Here is an 18773-nt window from a genome sequence, read left to right as displayed (position 1 = left end):
CGAGATATCGCCTTGTTTGAGCAGCACGTTCAAGTCGCTGCCGGCGCCTGCCGTGCGGAGGCTGCGCGGCCGGCCGTCTTGCGCCGCCACTTCTCGAGCGACAGCGGCAGCTCTTCCGCCGCCTCGACCCGGTTACGGCCAGTACGCTTGGCCTGATAGAGCGCGGTATCGGCTGCCGCCAGCAACACTTCGAGTTCCGTGCCCGCCGGACCGCCGGCGACGCCGATGCTGACGGTGGTGTCGACCGGGCCCTCCTCGCAGACAATGTTGGACGCCTCGAACGCCTCGCGCACGCGCTCGGCCACGATCACACCCTCTTCCAGCGGACACGCCAACAATGCCGCGAACTCCTCGCCACCGATGCGCCCCGACAGATCGCTGATGCGCAAATTGCTGATCACGACGGTCGAGAACAATTTGAGGATCTCGTCGCCCGCGGGATGGCCGAAGCGGTCGTTGATGCTCTTGAAATGGTCGATGTCGAAAATCATCACCGTCACCGGCCGCCCTGCGGCGGCCTCGCGTTCGATCACCCGGTTACAGGCTTCCGAAAAGCCGCGGCGGTTCAACATTCCGCTCAAGGGATCGACCGAGGCCGCGGTCTTGTGCACCGTCACGGCGCGATCCGACACCAGCATGAAGATGACGAACACGGTGCCGATCGCATACAGGATCAATTCGATCGAGAATGCCGTCACCCAGATGCTGCTGGTGAAGCTCTCGTCATGCGGGCGCAGCAGGCTGCCGAGCAGGATCGGCAGCGCTAGCACGCAACCATGCATGACGGGCACGACAAGCGTCGGCCAGCGCTTCTGCATCGTCCGCCGCCGTTCGCTCCACAATTCAGAAGCCGTCAGCCCCGCGTAGATCGCGACGATCGCCGCACCGATAATGAGCCGCATGGCGGGATTCAAGGACGGCAAAGCCAGCACCGTACCGACCCAGGCGGTCGCGCCGAGGAAAAGTCCCGGTAGATTGGGCTTGCGGCCGTGGAATACGCGCGAGGCGTTCCAGACCATGCCGCAGGCCACGAAACCAAGCGCATGCAGCGCCAGCAACAGCGGCTCGCCGAGTGTGGCGCCGCCGATGGTCCAGATCGCCACCGACGATGCGCCAAGCAGATAGGCCGTCCCCCACCACTTCAAGGCGGGAATGTTTTCCTGCTTGCCGAACAGCAGCAGCATGGCCCCGAGCATGCCTGCAACCATCGTGGCAAATAAATACAGCGTTGAAGTATCGAACGACATGGGCTCACCCGAACGCGTGTGATGCAACTTGTTCGGCGCACACTGAAAATGCAATTTCGCGCCATCGCATCGCGGACACTAGGAGGGCCGTGTTCCAATTTCGTGAGTGCGGGTAAGCAAGTTTTCACGAAAATCCGTGGTAACCCATCACTAAATGGTAAGCAAAAAGGGCGCCGATCGGCGCCCTCTTTTCGTCTGGTGAATGCAGCAATCCGCTGCAAATTTTAGCGAAGCAATTAGCGCTTCGAGAACTGGAACGACTTGCGCGCTTTGGCCCGGCCGTACTTCTTGCGCTCCACGGTGCGGGAGTCGCGGGTCAGGAAGCCGCCCTTCTTCAGCACGCCGCGCAGATCCGGCTCGAAGTTGGTCAGCGCCTTCGAGATGCCGTGACGCACGGCACCCGCCTGGCCCGACAGACCGCCGCCGGCGACCGTGCAGATGACGTCGTACTGGCCGGCACGCGCGGCCGCGACCAGCGGCTGCTGGATCAGCATGCGTAGCACCGGACGGGCGAAGTAGATCTCGACTTCGCGGGTGTTGACCGTGATCTTGCCGGCGCCCGGCTTGATCCAGACGCGGGCGACCGCGTCCTTGCGCTTGCCGGTGGCATAGGCGCGGCCGTATTTGTCGACCTTCTTGACGTATTTCGGCGCTTCCGGAGCGGCCGTCTTCAACGACGCCAACTGGTCGAGCGACTGCATGGTATCCGACATCTTATGCGGCCCTCATGTTCTTGCGGTTCATCGAAGCGATATCAACCTTCTCGGGCTGCTGGGCTTCATGCGGATGTTCGGCGCCGGGGTAAACGCGCAGATTGCCCATCTGCACGCGGCCGAGCGGACCGCGCGGAATCATGCGCTCGATGGCCTTCTCGACCACGCGCTCGGGGAAACGGCCCTCGAGGATCGACTTCGCGGTGCGTTCCTTGATGCCGCCGATGAAGCCGGTGTGCTTGTAGTAGACCTTGTTGTCGCGCTTGCGACCGGTCAGCACCACATGCGCTGCGTTGATAATGATGACGTTGTCACCGCAATCGACATGCGGCGTATAGGTGGGCAGATGTTTGCCGCGCAGGCGCATCGCGACGAGGGTGGCGAGACGGCCGACCACCAGACCTTTGGCGTCGATCAAGACCCACTTCTTCGTCACCTCGGCGGGCTTTGCCGAATAGGTTTTCATGTGAGGAAATCCGTGAAAATGGAAATCGGCGCCAGATGCGCCGAACTGCCGGTTTTCTAGAAGACCGAATGTTGACAGTCAACATCAATGCTTGCGATTTACATCAATAAAAACAACAGCTTAAAAATATGGTGCAATACTACCTCTCGAAACCCTACGTATTTGGAATGGAATAGGTCGCCGTCACATGGGCGATGGGATCGGGCGACGAGCCCGACAGCAGGTTGACCTCGCCAACCGCCAGCCGCTTGCCGAGCTTGAGCAGGCGCGCTGCGGCCAGCACGTCCTGCCCCGGCAGGCCCTTGCGCAGGAAATTGATGTTGAGATTGGTCGTTACCGCCAGCCCCACTGGGCCGATCGCCGAGAGCAGCACCACATACATCGCGAAATCAGCCATCGCCATCAGCGTCGGCCCCGACACGGTGCCGCCTGGACGCAGCATTCGCTCGTCATAGCGCCGCCGCAGCAGGCAGGTCTCGCCATCGGCGCTCTCGATGGTGATATCGCCGTCGCTGAAGGCCTGGGGAAATTCCTCACGAAGGAACTTCTCCAGCTCAGCCACGCTCATTTTCGCTGCTGCCATGTCACCCCTGCCCCTCGATTAAGGCTGCCTGTTACATTACGTTGTCATCAAAGCCAAAATGAAAATCTTGGAGGGGAAACCTCAGAGATGTCCGTCCAGACTGCTCGCGCGCCCACGCCGCAACCGCCGATCCTGCTGCAGGAAAATGTCGGCAGCATCCGTGTACTCACGCTCAACCGGCCGGCCGCGCGCAACAGCCTGTCGGAAGCCTTGATCGCCGAGCTGCACGGCGCGCTGAAGGCAATCCACGACGACAACAGCGTCCGCGCCGTCGTCATCGCGGCGAACGGTCCAGCCTTCTCCGCCGGCCACGACATGAAGGAATTGACCGCGCGCCGCAGCGACGCCGACCGCGGCCGCGCCTATTTCGGGCAGATCATGAACGCCTGCAGCGCGATGATGCAGGCTGTCGTGCACCTGCCGAAGCCCGTCGTCGCCGCCGTGCAGGGCATTGCGACTGCCGCCGGCTGCCAACTTGTGGCAAGCTGCGATCTCGCGGTCGCCTCCGAGGCCGCAGGCTTCGCCACCCCGGGCGTCGATATCGGTCTGTTCTGCTCGACGCCCATGGTGGCACTGTCGCGCAACGTCCCGCGCAAGCAAGCGATGGAGATGCTGCTGACCGGCGAGCCGATTTCGGCGGCCGTGGCGAAGAATATCGGCCTCGTCAACCGCGTGGTCGCCGCCGGCACCGAGCGCGATGCGGCGATCGCACTGGCGCAGAAGGTCGCGCTGAAATCCGCCTATACCGTCAAGCTCGGCAAGGAGGCGTTCTATCGCCAGGCCGAAATGAGCCTTGCCGATGCGTATCGCTATGCGGCGGAAGTGATGACCGAGAACATGATGGCGCGCGACGCCGAGGAAGGCATCGGCGCCTTCATCGAGAAACGTGAACCGAAATGGCAGGATAAGTGACGATGCAGAGCGTCGTCATTCCGGGGCGATGCGCAGCATCGAACTATAGTGCGCGATTGCGCAAGTGAGAATCTCGAGATTCCGGGTTCTCGCGCCGCGAGCCCCGGAATGACAGGAATTGAAAATGAACCACGACGCATATGACGACAATTACATCCGCGGCATCCTCAACTCCGTGAAGTCGATCGCGATGGTGGGGGCCTCGCCGGTCAATGTGCGGCCGAGCTACTTTGCGTTCAAATATCTGGCCCAGCGCGGTTACGACATGGTTCCTGTCAATCCCGGTCACGTCGGAAAGAGCCTGCTCGGCAAACCCTTCGTCGCCTCGCTGTCCGATATCGGCCGTCCCGTCGACATGATCGACATCTTCCGCAATTCCAGCCACATCATGCCCGTTGTCGACGAGGCCCTGACATTATCGCCGTTGCCGAAAGTGATCTGGATGCAACTCGGCGCGCGCGACGACGTGGCTGCCGCGAAGGCCGAAGCCGCCGGCCTCAAGGTGGTGATGAACCGCTGTCCGAAGATCGAGTACGGACGGCTGTCGTCGGAAATTTCATGGATGGGAGTCAATTCGCGCACACTCAGCTCGAAGCGCGCGCCGATCCCGACTCAGGGCATGCGCCTGTCGCTAAACCGGATGAGCGTCGGTGGCGGAGCCACGGCGGCATCGGATCGCGCCGCAAAGAACAAAAGCGAGCCTACCTGAAGCAACGCGAAACGATTATTTCGAAGACAAGAGCTAACGAAGCAGAGCCGTTTTCAATCCCTCTCCTATGAACGCCTCGCCTTGACGGCAGACGCGGCTGCGATCAGCATCGTCAACGCATTTCAAGCAAGCCAGAACAGGACGCCAAAGAATGACCGACCGTCTCCCGGGATTCTCGACCCTTGCCGTGCATGCCGGCGCGCAGCCCGATCCTACCACCGGCGCCCGGGTGACGCCGATCTATCAAACTACGTCCTTCGTATTCAACGATGCCGACCACGCCGCCTCGCTGTTCGGGCTGCAGGCTTTCGGCAACATCTATACCCGCATCGGCAATCCCACGACCGCCGTGCTGGAAGAGCGCATGGCGGCGCTGGAAGGCGGCACCGCGGCGCTGGCGGTCGCCTCCGGGCACGCCGCGCAGGTCGTCGTGCTGCAGCAATTATTGATGCCTGGCGACGAGTTCATCGCCGCGCGAAAACTCTACGGCGGCTCGATCAACCAGTTCACGCATGCGTTCAAGAGCTTTGGCTGGAACGTGGCGTGGGCCGACCCCGACGATATCGGCAGCTTCGAGCGCGCGGTGACGCCGCGCACCAAGGCGATCTTCATCGAATCGATCGCCAACCCCGCCGGCAGCATCACTGACATCGAGGCGATCGCAGAAGTAGCCCGCAAGGCCGGCGTGCCGCTGATCGTCGACAACACGCTGGCAACGCCGTATTTGATCCGCCCGATCGATCACGGCGCCGACATCGTCGTGCACTCGCTGACGAAATTCTTGGGCGGCCACGGCAACTCGCTCGGCGGCATCATCGTCGATGGCGGCACGTTTGATTGGTCGAAGGACAACAAGTACCCGATGCTGAGCGAGCCGCGGCCGGAATATCACGGCATCAGGATCCAGGAGACGTTTGGCAATTTCGCTTTCGCGATCGCCTGCCGCGTGCTGGGCTTGCGCGACCTCGGTCCGGCGCTGTCGCCGTTCAACGCTTTCATGATACTGACCGGCATCGAGACGCTGCCGCTGCGCATGCAGAGGCATTGCGAGAATGCCAAGGCGGTCGCGGAATTTCTTGCCGGCCATTCCGCTGTAGCGTCGGTGAACTATGCGGGCCTTGCCAGTGACAAGTACAACAAGCTCGCGCGCAAGTACGCGCCGAAGGGCGCCGGTGCCGTATTCACCTTCAGCCTGAGGGGCGGCTACGACGCCGGCGTCAGCCTGGTCTCGAACCTGAAACTGTTCTCGCACCTGGCCAATGTTGGCGACACCCGCTCGCTGGTGATTCACCCGGCATCGACCACGCACAGCCAGCTCGACGACGACGCCAAGGTGCGAAGCGGCGCGGGGCCTGATGTCGTGCGCCTCTCGATTGGCATCGAGGACAAGGAAGATCTGATCGCGGATCTGGAGCAGGCGCTGAGCGCGTAACGGCAGTCATTCCGGGGCGATGCGCAGCATCGAACTATGGAGCGCCCCTTGCGCCCCTGAGAATCTCGAGATTCCGGGTCTGGTGCTTGCGCACCATCCCGGAATGACGATCAGGAGTCATAGACGGCATATCCGCCCAGCGATCCGTCCGGCGAAATCACAAGCCTCTCGTTAACGCTCATTCCAGCATAAAATGGCGCTGAGCTGCCCTCGATGATTCGGAGCCAACGATGCTGCGCTGGATGACGCCAATTCTGGTCGCGATTTTCGCGGTCGGAACCGCTGCGGCCGAGGATCCTGGAGCCACCCAGCCCGCCGATGGCCCAGCAGCAGCGAAGCCGGCCGCCCCTCCTGTCGCCACCAAGCCCGCTGACACCCCGGCAACCGCCAAGCCCGCCAACAGCCCAACCGCAACGAAACGCCCCGAGAAAGCTGCCGCCGGCAGGCGCGCCGCGGTCCGGGCCGCCAGCCAGTTGCCGCCGGGCTTGCCGCGCGCGCATTACAATTACCGCACCACGGTTACCCCGCCAACAGCCCCCCTTTATGTGCGGCGCGGCCGCGCCTTGGTGGTGGTCGAAGAAGAGGTGCTCGTGCCGACCGGGATCAAGGCCTATGCGCCGCGCATCTTCGGCACGCCGCTCTTGCCGGGATCATCGACGCTGCCCGGTTACTACGGCACCAGTCATTCCTACAGTTATGACGGCCCCTATTATGGCGGCCCCTATGAGCCTTACTGGAATCGCCTGCCATACGCTTGCGGCGTGTACGGATACTGTTAAACGCAGTAGCCAACAACGGAGACGGACGAGCGACGTGGCAGGGGCACCGCGGAAAGCCAGCAAAACGAACGCATCCAATGCGATCACGGCGGATCTTGTCGCCGTCCTCGTCGCCGTCACCGACGGCGAGCCCAAGATCATGACCATCGCAAACGACGGCGCGCTGCCGAGCGGCCCGTTCGAATTCTCGCACCGTTCGCTGCAGACCGGATTGCGCGCCTGGGTCGAGGCGCAGACCGGCCATCCGCTCGGCTATGTCGAGCAGCTCTACACGTTCGCCGATCGCGGGCGGGCCGGCGATGCCAAGTCACCGCATTCGATCTCGATCAGCTATCTGGGCCTGACCCGCGAGGACAAGGTCGGCCAGGGTTTTGAGGCGCACTGGTCCGGCTGGTACGAATATTTTCCATGGGAAGATCAGCGCGCCGGCCTCTCCCCGTCGCTCGCGAAGACATTGTCGTCGCGGCTGCGGGCGTGGGCGAAATCTGCAGATACCACCAGCCTGCAGCGCGAGCGATGGCAGCGCGTCGCCATCACGTTTGGCCTCGACGACCGCGAATGGAACGAGGAGCTGGTGCTGCAGCGCTACGAACTGCTCTATGAAGCAGGCTTGATCCCGGAAGCGGTGCGCGACGGTGCAGCTGCCACGACCGTCATTCCCGGCCGGCCGATGACCGGAGATCATCGCCGCATTCTCGCCACCGGAATCGCGCGGCTGCGCGCCAAGATCAAATACCGTCCCGTGGTGTTCGAGCTGATGCCGGCAGAATTCACCCTGCTGCAACTGCAACGCAGCGTTGAGGCACTTGCAGGCCGCCTGGTGCACAAGCAGAATTTTCGCCGCTTGATCGAGCAGCAGCAACTCGTTGAGGAGACTGGCGCAATCGCTGCCGACACGGTCGGGCGCCCCGCCAAATTGTTCAGGTTCCGCCACGGCGTGCTGGCGGAGCGGGCGATCGTCGGAACCAAGCTTCCCCTATCGCGCACTTGACTTCGATTATGCTCAGGATAAGTATAAGCCAACATATACTCAAGGAGAGTATAAATGGCCGATCTCAGCACCGCCGCACTCGCCCGCGTTTCACCGCTTTATGACCGGGTCAGACGAGTAATCCCGCCACCTGAATGGGCCGTATTTGCCGAGGACGTCGACGCCATTCTGGCGCTCAAGCGCGAACGCAATGCGGTCGTCCTGGCGCATAACTATCAGACACCTGAAATCTTCCACGGCGTCGCCGACATCGTCGGCGACAGCCTGCTGCTGGCGCGCGAAGCCACCAAGGTCGATGCCGATATCATCGTGCTGGCCGGCGTGCACTTCATGGCCGAGACGGCCAAGCTGTTGAACCCGGAAAAGACCGTGCTGATCCCCGATCTCGGAGCCGGCTGTTCCCTCGCGGAGTCCATCACCGCGGAGGACGTGCAGTTGATGCGGCAGCGCTATCCCGGCGTCCCCGTCGTCACCTATGTCAACACATCGGCGGCGGTGAAGGCGGCATCAGACATCTGCTGCACTTCGGGCAACGCGCTCAAGGTCGTGGAGTCGCTCGGCGCCGAGCGCGTCATCATGCTGCCGGACGAATATCTCGCGCAGAACATCGCCTCGCAGACGAACGTGAAGATCATCGCATGGAAAGGCCATTGCGAGGTGCACGAGCTGTTTACGGCGTCCGACGTCCGGCAACTGCGCGAAAATCATCCAGATGTGACGATCCTGGCGCATCCGGAATGTCCGCCTGAGGTGGTCGCGGAAGCCGATTTCTCCGGATCGACCGCAGCGATGTCGGACTTCGTCGGCAAACAGCGGCCGCCCCGGGTCGTGCTGCTGACGGAATGCTCGATGAGCGACAATGTCGCGGTGCTCCATCCCGACATCGAATTCATCCGGCCCTGCAATCTCTGCCCGCACATGAAGCGGATCACGCTGAAGAACATCCGCGACGCGCTGGAGGCCGGTCGGCACGAGGTGACGATCGACCCCGCGATTGCGGCGCCCGCCCGTCGTGCGGTGGAGAGGATGCTGGCGCTATGAACACGGAGATTTCAGCACTCGCCAACCATCCCGTCATCATAGGCGGCGGCGCCGCCGGATTGATGACGGCGCTTCAATTGGCGCCTGAGCCGGTCGTGCTGCTGTCGAAGGCACCGCTCGGCGCGGAAGCCTCGAGCCTGTGGGCGCAAGGTGGACTGGCCGCGGCGATGGGCGACGATGACGACCCTGCCCTGCACCTGGCCGACACGATCGCCGCGGGCGCTGGCCTGTGCGACGAATCCGTCGCTCGCCGCATTGTTCATGCGGCGCCTGCGGCCGTCGAGCATCTCGCAAAACTTGGCGTCGCCTTCGACCGGCGTCCCGATGGCGGGTGGCGGCTTGGTCTCGAGGCCGCACACAGCCGCAATCGCATCGTGCACGCCACTGGTGACGGCACCGGGCGCGAAATCATGCGCGCGCTGATCGCGGCCGTGCGCCGCTGCCCGTCGATTATGCTGCTGGAGGGTGTCGAGGCGCGGAGCCTGATCGTCGAAGACAACTCCATCAGGGGCGTGCTTGCCGCGAACGCGCAGGGTCCGTTCGTGATCGATACTGCCCGCGTTGTGCTCGCGACGGGCGGCATCGGCGGCCTGTTTCTCGAGAGCACCAATCCCAGTGGTTGCTACGGCCAGGGGCTGGCGCTGGCCGCCCGCGCGGGCGCAAAACTCTCCGATCTCGAATTCGTGCAGTTTCACCCGACGGCCTTCGACGGGCCGTCGCGCCCGATGCCGCTGCTCACCGAGGCCGTGCGCGGCGACGGCGCCATCCTGATCGACGACACCGGACAACGCTTCATGGCGGACCAGCCAGGTGTCGAACTCGCGCCCCGTGACATCGTCGCCCGCGCGGTCTGGCGCCGCCGCGCAGAAGGACATCGCGTCTTTCTCGACGCACGCAAACATCCGGGAGCGGAATTTGCAAAACGCTATCCCGTCGTTTCCGCCTTCTGCAAAATGGCCGGGATCGATCCCGCGACCGATCCGATTCCGGTGAGGCCAGCGGTGCACTACCACATGGGCGGGATCGCCGTTGATGGCGAAGGTCGCAGCAGCGTGGACGGCCTCTGGGCCTGCGGCGAGGTCAGCCGCACCGGGCTGCATGGTGCCAACCGGCTCGCCAGCAATTCGCTGATGGAAGCCATCGTCTGCGCGCAATGGGTTGCAGGGAGCGTCAAGGGCGCGAGCTGCAGCCCGCCGAAAGCACGCGTGGCCATCTCGCCTGCGCCTGCGCCCGCGTCCGATCCTTCGGCCGTGCGGCCGATCCTGTCGCAAGGCCTCGGCGTGCTCCGCGACCGGCTAGGCATCGAACGCGCGATCCGCGGCCTCTATCCTAACGCCCGCGGCAGAAGTGCGTCTTCCGATCCCGCGCTGGTGGGATTGATGATCGCGGTTGCCGCCTGGCGGCGCGAGGAAAGCCGCGGCGGGCATTACCGAACCGACTTCCCTGACGCCCTGCCTTCGGCCGTGCCTTCATTCATCTCGCTTGCGGACGCAGTCGATATTGCCCGCGGCATCATTGAAACCGAATCCCTGTGCGCCGGGAGTGCCTAGCCGTGATCCTTACGCCGCTTCTACCGCTCATGTACGAACCGCTGGTTCGAGCCGCCCTGCTCGAAGATCTCGGACGCGCCGGCGACATCACCGCGGACGCGATCGTTCCGGCCGACAGGCACGCCTCACTGGTGCTGCGCGCGCGCCAACCCGGCGTTGTAGCCGGGCTCGACATTGCGCGCTCTGCGTTTCAGCTCGTCAATCCTGCCGCCCAACTTGAGGCGGAGCGCCCTGACGGCAGCGTGGTAGCGCCGGGAGACGTGATCGCCGCCATCGAGGGGCCGGCGCGCGGACTGGTGACCGGCGAACGCACGGCGCTGAATTTTCTCTGTCACCTCAGCGGTGTCGCAACCGCAACGGCCTCGCTGGTATCGGCAACGCAGGGGACCAAGGCGCGCATCGTCTGTACTCGCAAGACCACGCCCGGGTTGCGCGCGCTGGAAAAATACGCGGTCCGCGCCGGCGGCGGCAGCAATCACCGCTTCGGCCTCGACGACGCCATTCTGATCAAGGACAACCACATCGCACTGGCCGGCGATATCAGGACCGCGATCGAACGCGCCAAAGCGCATGCCGGTCACCTCGTCAAGATCGAGGTCGAAGTCGATACCTTGGCGCAACTCGAGCAAGCCCTTGCGATCGGGGTGGATGCGGTCCTGCTCGACAACATGGCGATCGAGGAGCTGCGGCAGGCGGTCACCATGACCGGCGGTCGGGCGATCACCGAAGCGTCCGGCCGCATCACGGCCGAGACGGCCAAGGCGATCGCGGCAGCCGGCGTCGACCTGATTTCGGTTGGCTGGCTGACCCACAGCTCCGCCGCGCTCGATATCGGGCTCGACTATCTCGGACTCAATCGGCAGGCAGCGTAGCTTCCGGCGGACTACTCGGCCGCGCGCATGGCGCTCTTGTCCTCGCGCATCAGACGGTTGTTGCGCTGGACCACCGAATAGGTCGCCAGCACAAACAAGACCACCAGGCCCTGGATCGACAGCGCTTCCATGGAAGGATTGAGGCCGATCGCGGTCAGGAACGCCGAGCCCTTCACCTCGGTGACGGTGATGACCGCCTGTTCCTGGAACTCCTGCACCGCTTCGCCGATGAACTTGATCGCCATCGCGAACAGGAACGCCGAGGTTACGATGAACAGCGGCCGCAGCGGAAGCTTCCGCGCAATCAGGTTGATGAAATAGAACAACACAGCGAGGCCTACCGTCGCCACCGCAAGGCCGGCGAACAGGCCCGCGCTCCAACCGCCCTCGGTCTTCGCCAGCGCATGGATGAACAGCACAGTCTCGGCGCCCTCCCGGAACACCGCGAGAAAGGCCAGCGCGCCGATTGCCCACACCGTATCCTGCGACAGCGCGCGGTCGGCTTTGTGCGCGAGATAATCCTGCCAGCCGCGCGGGTCCTGCTTCACCATCAGCCAGCCGCTTACATAGAGCATCAGGGCGGCGGCGACGAGAATGATGACGCCCTCGAGGATATCGCTGTGGTCGCCGGAGTTCAGCACCGCAAACAGCCAGGCGGCGACGAAGCTGGCGCCAACTGCGGCGAGCGCGCCGCCGTACAGCGCCTGAATGCGGTGGGCGGCACCGGCCTTGGTCAGATAGCCCGCGAGTGCTGCGATCACCAGCATGGCTTCGAGCCCCTCGCGTAGCAGGATAACGGCGGCCTGGATGAAAGCTGACGACATGAAACTGAACCTTTGTTTTGGCTCGTTTTATCGTCCAAACGATTCAAGTAAAGCGGCCGCACGCCGCCCAAATGCCTCAAGGCCCTTTCGTAGCAAGAAACCCCTGCAAATCGGGCACTTCCGGCAATGACAGGAGATTAGAATTACTCAATTTCAGCCAGGCTGCCCGAGCGGCATCACCAGCTTCTGCCTGTCACGCTCGGTGCGCCGCGCAACCAGACGCTCAGTCTGCAAAACCGCCAGCGTCAGGACCACGATCGCGACGGCCTGATGCGCCAGCGCCAGATCGATCGGCACCTGATGCAACAGCGTCAGAATGCCGAGCCCGGCCTGCAGTGCGATCGCCGCCACCAGAGACCAAGCGCCGCCGACAACGGCAGCACCGGCCCGTGACCTTACGGCATCGACCGCATGAAGAACAGCCAGCGCCAGCAGCGCATAGGCGGTCATGCGGTGCTCGAACTGCACTGTGAGCGTGTTGTCGAACAAGTTTCGCCACCACGGCTCCTCGAAGAACAGCCGCGCCGCGGACGGAATGAAGGCGCCGTCGATCTCGGGCCAGGTGTTATATACCCTGCCCGCCCGCAGGCCCGCGACCAGCGCGCCGAAATAGAGCTGGACGAACGTCAAAGCGAGCAAGGCGACCCCGGAGATCTTCAGCCGCGCGGGAACGACCGGTTGCGGACGTGCGCTCATCCGCCGGAGCGTCCAGACGATCGACGCAAAAATGATCAGAGCGAGCACCAGATGCGTCGCCAGACGATACTGGGACACCTCCGTCCGCTGCGAGAGACCAGAAGCGACCATCCACCAGCCGACCGCCCCCTGCAGCGCGCCGAGGGCGAAGATCAGCCACAACCGCTTTTTCAGCTCAGTGCTGAACGCGCCACGCCACAGGAAATACAGGAACGGCAGCAGGTAGACCGCACCGATCACGCGTCCGAGCAGCCGATGGCTCCATTCCCACCAGAAGATGGTCTTGAACTCGGCAAGGCTCATGCCGGCGTTGAGTTCGCGGTATTGAGGAATGGCCTTGTAGCCCTCGAACGCCTGCGCCCACTGCGCCTCGTTGAGCGGCGGTAGCGTGCCAGTAACCGGCTTCCACTCCACGATCGACAATCCGGATTCCGTCAGGCGCGTGGCCCCGCCGACCAGCACCATGACAGCGATCAGCGCGGCAACCACGATCAGCCACCACCTGATGGCGGCGGCATGCGGGGCCTGTTGTGCGGAACTAGCGGTCATAAAACCCGTCTGAAAATCCGTCCTGGCTCGCCCCGAAGGCGCGCTTGATTGAATTGGCGCGCCCCTTATAGTCCGCCCCTTCCCGCGCGCAACCCGCCACGAGCCTGACATCTCCGCCATGACGATACGTACCCGCAAATTCTTCGGAACCCTCGCTTTGCTGGCGCTGGTCGTGGTGTGGTCGCTGCTGGGGATGACCATCGCCCAGACGCCGTGGCTGGCCAGTTCAGGCGTGCTGCAGGCGATCTTCTATGTCGTGGCAGGCCTTGGATGGGTGCTGCCGGCGATGCCGATCGTGAGCTGGATGTCGCGGCCGGATCGAGCCGCCTAAACCCAGCCACCTAAACCCAATTATCCCTGGTCGGTCTGACCGGCGGGAACATCATCCCCGACAGCAACACCCGCATCATGCGCAGCGAGCCCTGCCGTCCGTTCCAGGCAATCCGCGGCAGCGCGTGCAGGTTGGTATATCCCCTCGCCTCGACGATCCCCGGGATCGTCGATACCGCGCTGGCGAAACCTGCCTCCTGCGCCATCACGACGTGCTCCCGGCGCCAGGATTGCCGGTCGCCGAACGGATAGGCGAAATGGCTGACGCTGCGGCGCAACGCGGTCTCCGCGACCGCCTTGCCCATCGTCATTTCGCGCTGCGCATCCGTCCCTTTCAGGTTGGACAGTGCGGAATAGTTCACCGTTGCGCTGCCGATCGTCACCAGCGGATCGGCGGCGAGCTTCGCCAGATCGTCCCAATCCATCGAGGCAGTGCGCGACAGCGCCGCGAGATCGATGGAGTAGCGCGTGCAGAGGTCGTGGATCGCGAACGAAAGATCCGGCGGCGGCAGCGTCCGCATCCAGCTCGTCAGAAATTCGAACGTGTCATACTTCTCGGACTTGCTGCCCGTTGCGAAACGCCGCTCCTTGCGGTCGATCACCAGGCTGATGCGATCCTCGCGCGCGATCATCTCTTCCAACGCCAACCACCAGGCTTCGCCGAGCCCGTCCGGAAATGCGGTCGGCAAATAGATGATGAAAGGCACGCCGTGCTTCGCCAGTACGGGATAGGCCTGGGTGATGACATCCTTGCAGCCGCCGTCGAAGGTCAGGCAGGCAAATCGATCGGCCCTTGGCAGCGTGACCGCCCGGCGGCACACCTCGTCCATCGTGATCAGGTCGAAGTTCCAGCGCTTCAGCGCGCCGATCGTCCGGTCGAGAAATTGCGGCGTGATTTCACGCCACCGGTTGGGCTGAAACGGCCGGGAATCGCGCGGACGCACGCGCTCGAACCGCAAAATGACGCCGGCGCCACCCGTCTCCCGCTGCTTCAGCTTGAAATAGCCGCTGAAATAGGCGAGCTCCATCCGGGCCCGCCGCAAAATTCCGATATCCGACGCCAACGTACCGCCCTCAACATGCGGTCGCGCTGCCCCCGCCGCGGCCGCATTGTATTACCCTTTGTTGACATTTCCCTGCGAAGGTCGGCCAAAGCCGAAATTGTAAACAAATTCATATAACACGGGCTCTGCGATGACCATGGCTGCCGCGATCAAAGGCCGAACGGCGGATGCAGATGTGTGGTCGAAGGCGAGCCGCATCGCCAGCATCGACATCGTTCAAGACCTCGCCGCGGCCGAAGCTGTGTGGCGCGACCTGGAAGGCGCGCAAACCTTCTTCACGCCATATCAGCGGTTCGACTTCCTCAGCTCCTGGCAGCGGCAAGTCGGCGCACGCGAAGGCTTCGTTCCCTTCATCGTGATCGCCTACGATGCGGAACGCCATCCGCTGGTGCTGCTTCCGCTCGTGCTCAGGCAGGCCTATGGCGCGCGCTGCGCCAGCTTCATGGGCGGCAAGCATTCCACCTTCAACATGGCGCTGTTCGACCGCGATTTCGCCGCAAGCGCAACGCAAGCCGATCTCGAAGGCTTGATATCTCTGATATCGCAGCGGTCCGAAGCCGACGTCCTCGCCCTGCACCAGCAACCGGTTCGTTGGCGCGATCTCCCCAATCCACTCGCGTTGCTGCCGCATCAGCCGTCGGCCAATGATTGCCCGCTGCTGGTAATCGAGCCCGACGCTGCGCCTGCCGCGCTGATCAGCAACTCGTTCCGGCGCCGCCTCAAGGGCAAGGAACGCAAGCTGCAGTCCCTGCCCGGCTATCGCAGTTATATTGCATCGTCAGAGGCTGACATCGCGCGGCTGCTCGACTGGTTCTTCCGCGTCAAGCCGCTGCGGATGGCCGAACAGAAACTGCCGAATGTGTTCGCCGATCCCGGCATCGAGGAATTCGTCCGCAGCGCCTGCACCGCGCCGCTCGCCGGCGGCAGGCACGCCATCGATATCCACGCGCTGGAATGCGAAGAGGAAGTGATCGCGATGTTTGCCGGCGTAGCCGATGGTCATCGGTTCTCGATGATGTTCAACACCTACACTATGTCGGCGAATTCGAAGTACAGCCCCGGCCTGATCCTGATGCGCGACATCATCGATCACTATGCCGGACAGGGCTATCGCGCCCTCGACCTCGGTATCGGATCGGACGATTACAAGCGGCTGTTCTGCAAGAGCGATGAGGCGATCTTCGACAGCTTCATTCCGCTCAGCCAACGCGGCAAGCTTGCCGCCGGCGTCATGTCGGGCCTCAACCGCACCAAGCGGCTGGTGAAGCACAATCCGGCGCTGCTGGAGATGGCGCAAAAGCTGCGCAGCGCGTTCAGTTAGGTAGATATAGGTCCGGGTGGGCAAAGCGACTTGTCCGCCGTAGCTCGACGAGCGAAGGCGGAAGTGTGCCCACCATTTCTATCTGTGATCTCGGAGAGATGGCGGCACGGCGCAAGAGCGCCTTTGCCCACCTACCGGATCGTTCAAGCCGCCACGACGCGCGGGCCGGCTTCGACGGTGTCTGACGACTCACAGGGTCCGCTCAGCATCGTCACCTCCGAAAAGCCGACCGCCTTGAGCTGATCGCACATCAGCGCGCGCGCATCCTGCGCCATCGAGGCTTCGGGCACCACGATCGCCCGAGCCTGCGACGTCAGGAGTTCGGCGGGCAGATCGGAGGCCGAGCCGGCATCCAGCAGCACGTGGTCGTAAACCCGCAGCAGCGCGTCGATCGCAAGCGTCAGCCGCGGCGATTGGAGCTGCGCACGGTCGAAGCCGGGGCGTCCGGCGCTGACGAGATGAACGCGCGACAGCCGGTCCTTGGTGATGATCTGCGCAAACGAGGCTTCGCCCTGCATCAGTTCGGCAAGCCCCGGTGCTACCGGGTCGACCGACGCTGCCGTCATCGCCGGAGAGGAAGCCACGAGATCGACCGCCACGACTTTCGCCTGCAACGCCATCAGCCGCGCCAGCGTGAGTGCCGTTAGCGTGATGCTCTCGCTCGATGCCGTGCCGAGCACGGTCACTTTCCGGGCAGCGCCTGCGCCAACCAGCGCATCGGCCAGTTGCTCGATCTCGCTGTCCCCTGCCGCAATGTTCACAGGGGGAGCGTCGGCGTCGGGTTCACTCAACGCCGGCTCAAAAGTTCGGTGGGCCTCGACCGGAAGCCCAGGCGCGATCGCCGGCGCGAGTACCGGTTCCGACCGCGAAGCCAAGACAATTTCGGGTGCAATTTCGGGTGCAATTTCGGGTCCGATTTCCGGCTCGACCTCGCGCATAACGCCCGCGGTACCGGCGGCCCGCGGCGCGGTCATGCGCAAGAGTTCGCCGGTCGCGATCGCGCCCGACGTGAGCAGCAAGGTCGCCAGCGTCGCGATCAAGACGATCGGCAGTTTCTTCGGATAGGCCGGCGTGTTGGAAACGCTGGCGCGCGAGATGATGCGGCCGTCGGCCGGTGCCGCCTCGATGCTTTCGCGGGTGTTCGCCTCGCGGTATTTGGCGAGATAGGATTCCAGCAGGTCACGCTGGGCCTTGGCCTCGCGTTCGAGCGCGCGGAGCTGCACGTCCTGGCCGTTGGTCGAAGAAGCCTGCTTTTTCAACTGATCGAGGCTCGCCGTCAGGCCTTCGACCCGGCCGCCGGCGATGCGGGCATCGTTCTCCAGCGAGCGGGACACCTTGCCCGCCTCCTCGCGCAACTGCCGATCGAGATCGGCAAGCTGGGCCTTCAATTCCTTGATGCGGGGATGACCGCCGAGCAGCGTCGAGGATTGCTCGGCGAGTTGCGCGCGCAGCGTCACGCGCTGTTCGGACAGCCGGCGCACCAGTTCGGAATTGAGTACCTCCGACGCCTCGATCGGCTTGCCGCTCTGAAGCATTTCCTTTATCAGCCGCGCCTTGGATTCAGCGTCCGACTTCAGCGCGCGGGCGTTGTTCAATTGCGTGTTGATCTCGCCCATCTGCTGGTTGGACAGCGTGGTGTTGTTGGTGCCGATGAACAGGCTCGACTTGGAGCGGAAATCCTCGACGCGCGATTCGGCCTCGGCAACGCGCTTGCGCAGGTGCTCTATTTCTCCCGAGAGCCACTGGCTCGCAGACTTCGCTTGCTGCTGCCGGGCGTCCTGCTGCAGCACCAGATAACCTTCCGCGATCGAGTTGGCGACGCGCGCGGCGAGTTCGGGATCGCGCGACTGGAATTCAATGACGATGACGCGGGACTTGTCGACCGCATAGGCCGTGAAGCGCTCGTAATAGGCTTCCAGCACGCGCTCTTCCGGCGTCAACGAAAACGGGTCGCGCCCGATTCCCACCATGGCCAGCAGCGACTTCAGCGGCGAGACCCCCTGCAGCACCGGATCGAATTCGGGACGCTCGGCAAGCTTGTTCTTCTTGATGATCTCGCGGGCAAGATCGCGCGACTGCACCAATTGCACCTGGCTGGTGACGGCCTCGGCGTCGAGCGCGCTGCGCTCCTCGTTGCGCTCGCCGTTCGGGCGGAGGAAAACGCTCTCGCGCCCATCGACCAGGATGCGCGCTTCCGACTTGTAGCGGGGCGTGATCATGTTGACCGCGGCCAGCGACAGGACGAGCGCCAGCACCGTCGGAACGATGATCCAGCTCCGCCTGCGCATCAGCGCCTGACCTAGCACATGCAGATCGAGATCGCCGGAATCGGATGCGGCACCGGGCTTCGGCGCCGAAGCCACAGGCCTTGCCATTGCCCGCTGCACCACCGGCTTGTCCTTGCCTGCACGCCAGAACGCCAAACGCATCGCACACTCCCGCGGACGCAATTATCGGTCCGCTCGACCGGGGGGATTACACTTCATTATGGTTGCCGCTGGGTTAATTTGCCTCGTCTGCGCACCCCGAGCGGCGCTTCCGCGCGCAGTCATTTTTTGTTAACCATCAAAGCCCTTAATCGCGGCACACTTTTTCAGGAATACCGTAATGCGAGGCGCGCTCGCCCCAATTCCATGTCTGATTGCCGCGCTTGCGGGCTGCATGGCCTCCGCGCAGGTCTCGGTCGCATCTGAA

Annotated in this window: 18 protein-coding genes; 10 read left to right on the top strand and 8 right to left on the bottom strand. The window is 63.6% G+C overall.

The window, feature by feature from the left end; translation table 11 throughout:
• Positions 1-29 precede the first annotated feature (29 nt).
• The 4 genes from LMTR13_RS18570 to LMTR13_RS18555 all read right to left on the bottom strand — a co-directional run bounded on the left by LMTR13_RS18570 (position 30) and on the right by LMTR13_RS18555 (position 3009).
• Entirely contained in the window at positions 30-1247 is a 1218-nt protein-coding gene (locus LMTR13_RS18570) for a GGDEF domain-containing protein (RefSeq protein WP_065729094.1), read from the bottom strand.
• Positions 1248-1483: 236 nt separating this feature from the next.
• Complete coding sequence (gene rpsI / locus LMTR13_RS18565) at positions 1484-1960, bottom strand: 30S ribosomal protein S9 (RefSeq protein ID WP_028345743.1); 477 nt, start codon at positions 1958-1960, stop codon at positions 1484-1486.
• Between the two features lies 1 nt (position 1961).
• Positions 1962-2426, bottom strand: coding sequence for a 50S ribosomal protein L13 (gene rplM / locus LMTR13_RS18560; RefSeq protein WP_057839142.1), 465 nt, complete (start codon positions 2424-2426; stop codon positions 1962-1964).
• A 154-nt stretch (positions 2427-2580) separates the two neighbouring features.
• Positions 2581-3009 carry a PaaI family thioesterase gene (locus tag LMTR13_RS18555; protein WP_057849436.1) on the bottom strand — a complete coding sequence of 143 codons (429 nt, stop codon included), beginning with the start codon at positions 3007-3009 and terminating at the stop codon, positions 2581-2583.
• An 87-nt stretch (positions 3010-3096) separates the two neighbouring features.
• Here LMTR13_RS18555 and LMTR13_RS18550 point away from each other — a divergent pair, with 87 nt between their 5' ends.
• From LMTR13_RS18550 to nadC, 8 genes are all read left to right on the top strand, one after another.
• Positions 3097-3921, top strand: coding sequence for an enoyl-CoA hydratase (locus tag LMTR13_RS18550; RefSeq protein ID WP_065729093.1), 825 nt, complete (start codon positions 3097-3099; stop codon positions 3919-3921).
• A gap of 124 nt (positions 3922-4045) precedes the next feature.
• Positions 4046-4630, top strand: coding sequence for a CoA-binding protein (locus tag LMTR13_RS18545; RefSeq protein ID WP_065729092.1), 585 nt, complete (start codon positions 4046-4048; stop codon positions 4628-4630).
• A 151-nt stretch (positions 4631-4781) separates the two neighbouring features.
• Positions 4782-6062: an O-acetylhomoserine aminocarboxypropyltransferase gene (locus LMTR13_RS18540; RefSeq protein WP_065729091.1), complete on the top strand. Its 1281-nt coding sequence runs from the start codon at positions 4782-4784 to the stop codon at positions 6060-6062.
• A gap of 230 nt (positions 6063-6292) precedes the next feature.
• Positions 6293-6841: a hypothetical protein gene (locus LMTR13_RS18535; protein WP_065729090.1), complete on the top strand. Its 549-nt coding sequence runs from the start codon at positions 6293-6295 to the stop codon at positions 6839-6841.
• A 34-nt stretch (positions 6842-6875) separates the two neighbouring features.
• A complete protein-coding gene (locus LMTR13_RS18530; protein ID WP_065729089.1) occupies positions 6876-7832 on the top strand; it encodes an NUDIX hydrolase in 957 nt (318 codons plus the stop codon).
• A gap of 54 nt (positions 7833-7886) precedes the next feature.
• Positions 7887-8873: a quinolinate synthase NadA gene (gene nadA, locus LMTR13_RS18525; protein ID WP_065729088.1), complete on the top strand. Its 987-nt coding sequence runs from the start codon at positions 7887-7889 to the stop codon at positions 8871-8873.
• Positions 8870-10423, top strand: a complete 1554-nt coding sequence (locus LMTR13_RS18520; protein ID WP_065729087.1) for an L-aspartate oxidase — start codon at positions 8870-8872, stop codon at positions 10421-10423. Before nadA ends, LMTR13_RS18520 begins: the two co-directional genes overlap by 4 nt.
• A 29-nt stretch (positions 10424-10452) precedes the next feature.
• Entirely contained in the window at positions 10453-11295 is an 843-nt protein-coding gene (gene nadC, locus LMTR13_RS18515) for a carboxylating nicotinate-nucleotide diphosphorylase (protein WP_418219801.1), read from the top strand.
• A gap of 11 nt (positions 11296-11306) precedes the next feature.
• Here the strand turns inward: nadC and LMTR13_RS18510 are convergent, their stop codons facing one another.
• Positions 11307-12119, bottom strand: coding sequence for an FTR1 family iron permease (locus LMTR13_RS18510; RefSeq protein ID WP_065729085.1), 813 nt, complete (start codon positions 12117-12119; stop codon positions 11307-11309).
• 153 nt (positions 12120-12272) lie between these two features.
• The gene (locus LMTR13_RS18505; protein ID WP_065729084.1) at positions 12273-13364 is read right to left on the bottom strand and encodes a COX15/CtaA family protein; all 1092 of its coding nucleotides are present in this window, start codon (positions 13362-13364) and stop codon (positions 12273-12275) included.
• Positions 13365-13482: 118 nt separating this feature from the next.
• Here LMTR13_RS18505 and LMTR13_RS18500 point away from each other — a divergent pair, with 118 nt between their 5' ends.
• On the top strand, positions 13483-13695 hold the full coding sequence (locus LMTR13_RS18500) for a DUF2842 domain-containing protein (protein WP_065729083.1): 213 nt from the start codon (positions 13483-13485) through the stop codon (positions 13693-13695).
• Positions 13696-13705: 10 nt separating this feature from the next.
• Here the strand turns inward: LMTR13_RS18500 and LMTR13_RS18495 are convergent, their stop codons facing one another.
• A complete protein-coding gene (locus LMTR13_RS18495) occupies positions 13706-14758 on the bottom strand; it encodes a polysaccharide deacetylase family protein (protein WP_197521127.1) in 1053 nt (350 codons plus the stop codon).
• Positions 14759-14888: 130 nt separating this feature from the next.
• On the opposite strand from LMTR13_RS18495, the gene LMTR13_RS18490 reads away from it, so the two are divergent.
• Positions 14889-16079, top strand: a complete 1191-nt coding sequence (locus tag LMTR13_RS18490; protein ID WP_065729081.1) for a GNAT family N-acetyltransferase — start codon at positions 14889-14891, stop codon at positions 16077-16079.
• A 143-nt stretch (positions 16080-16222) separates the two neighbouring features.
• Here LMTR13_RS18490 and LMTR13_RS18485 read toward each other — a convergent pair whose 3' ends face one another.
• Complete coding sequence (locus tag LMTR13_RS18485) at positions 16223-18508, bottom strand: GumC family protein (protein WP_065729080.1); 2286 nt, start codon at positions 18506-18508, stop codon at positions 16223-16225.
• Positions 18509-18773: the final 265 nt, after the last annotated feature.

This window comes from Bradyrhizobium icense, from assembly GCF_001693385.1.
Lineage (GTDB): Bacteria > Pseudomonadota > Alphaproteobacteria > Rhizobiales > Xanthobacteraceae > Bradyrhizobium > Bradyrhizobium icense.
The sequence above is the reverse complement of the archived record's forward strand: the minus strand, read 5'-3'. Positions and strand labels throughout refer to the sequence as shown.

Bases quoted from the DNA above. Each gene is read 5' to 3' on its own strand.
- LMTR13_RS18540 (WP_065729091.1), top strand. From the start codon at position 4,782: ATGACCGACCGTCTCCCGGGATTCTCGACCCTTGCCGTGCATGCCGGC.
- LMTR13_RS18535 (WP_065729090.1), top strand. From the start codon at position 6,293: ATGCTGCGCTGGATGACGCCAATTCTGGTCGCGATTTTCGCGGTCGGA.
- LMTR13_RS18545 (WP_065729092.1), top strand. From the start codon at position 4,046: ATGAACCACGACGCATATGACGACAATTACATCCGCGGCATCCTCAAC.
- LMTR13_RS18510 (WP_065729085.1), bottom strand. From the start codon at position 12,119: ATGTCGTCAGCTTTCATCCAGGCCGCCGTTATCCTGCTACGCGAGGGG.
- rpsI (WP_028345743.1), bottom strand. From the start codon at position 1,960: ATGTCGGATACCATGCAGTCGCTCGACCAGTTGGCGTCGTTGAAGACG.
- rplM (WP_057839142.1), bottom strand. From the start codon at position 2,426: ATGAAAACCTATTCGGCAAAGCCCGCCGAGGTGACGAAGAAGTGGGTC.
- LMTR13_RS18555 (WP_057849436.1), bottom strand. From the start codon at position 3,009: ATGGCAGCAGCGAAAATGAGCGTGGCTGAGCTGGAGAAGTTCCTTCGT.
- LMTR13_RS18570 (WP_065729094.1), bottom strand. From the start codon at position 1,247: ATGTCGTTCGATACTTCAACGCTGTATTTATTTGCCACGATGGTTGCA.
- LMTR13_RS18520 (WP_065729087.1), top strand. From the start codon at position 8,870: ATGAACACGGAGATTTCAGCACTCGCCAACCATCCCGTCATCATAGGC.
- nadC (WP_418219801.1), top strand. From the start codon at position 10,453: ATGTACGAACCGCTGGTTCGAGCCGCCCTGCTCGAAGATCTCGGACGC.
- LMTR13_RS18550 (WP_065729093.1), top strand. From the start codon at position 3,097: ATGTCCGTCCAGACTGCTCGCGCGCCCACGCCGCAACCGCCGATCCTG.
- LMTR13_RS18485 (WP_065729080.1), bottom strand. From the start codon at position 18,508: ATGCGTTTGGCGTTCTGGCGTGCAGGCAAGGACAAGCCGGTGGTGCAG.
- LMTR13_RS18505 (WP_065729084.1), bottom strand. From the start codon at position 13,364: ATGACCGCTAGTTCCGCACAACAGGCCCCGCATGCCGCCGCCATCAGG.
- nadA (WP_065729088.1), top strand. From the start codon at position 7,887: ATGGCCGATCTCAGCACCGCCGCACTCGCCCGCGTTTCACCGCTTTAT.
- LMTR13_RS18490 (WP_065729081.1), top strand. From the start codon at position 14,889: ATGACCATGGCTGCCGCGATCAAAGGCCGAACGGCGGATGCAGATGTG.
- LMTR13_RS18500 (WP_065729083.1), top strand. From the start codon at position 13,483: ATGACGATACGTACCCGCAAATTCTTCGGAACCCTCGCTTTGCTGGCG.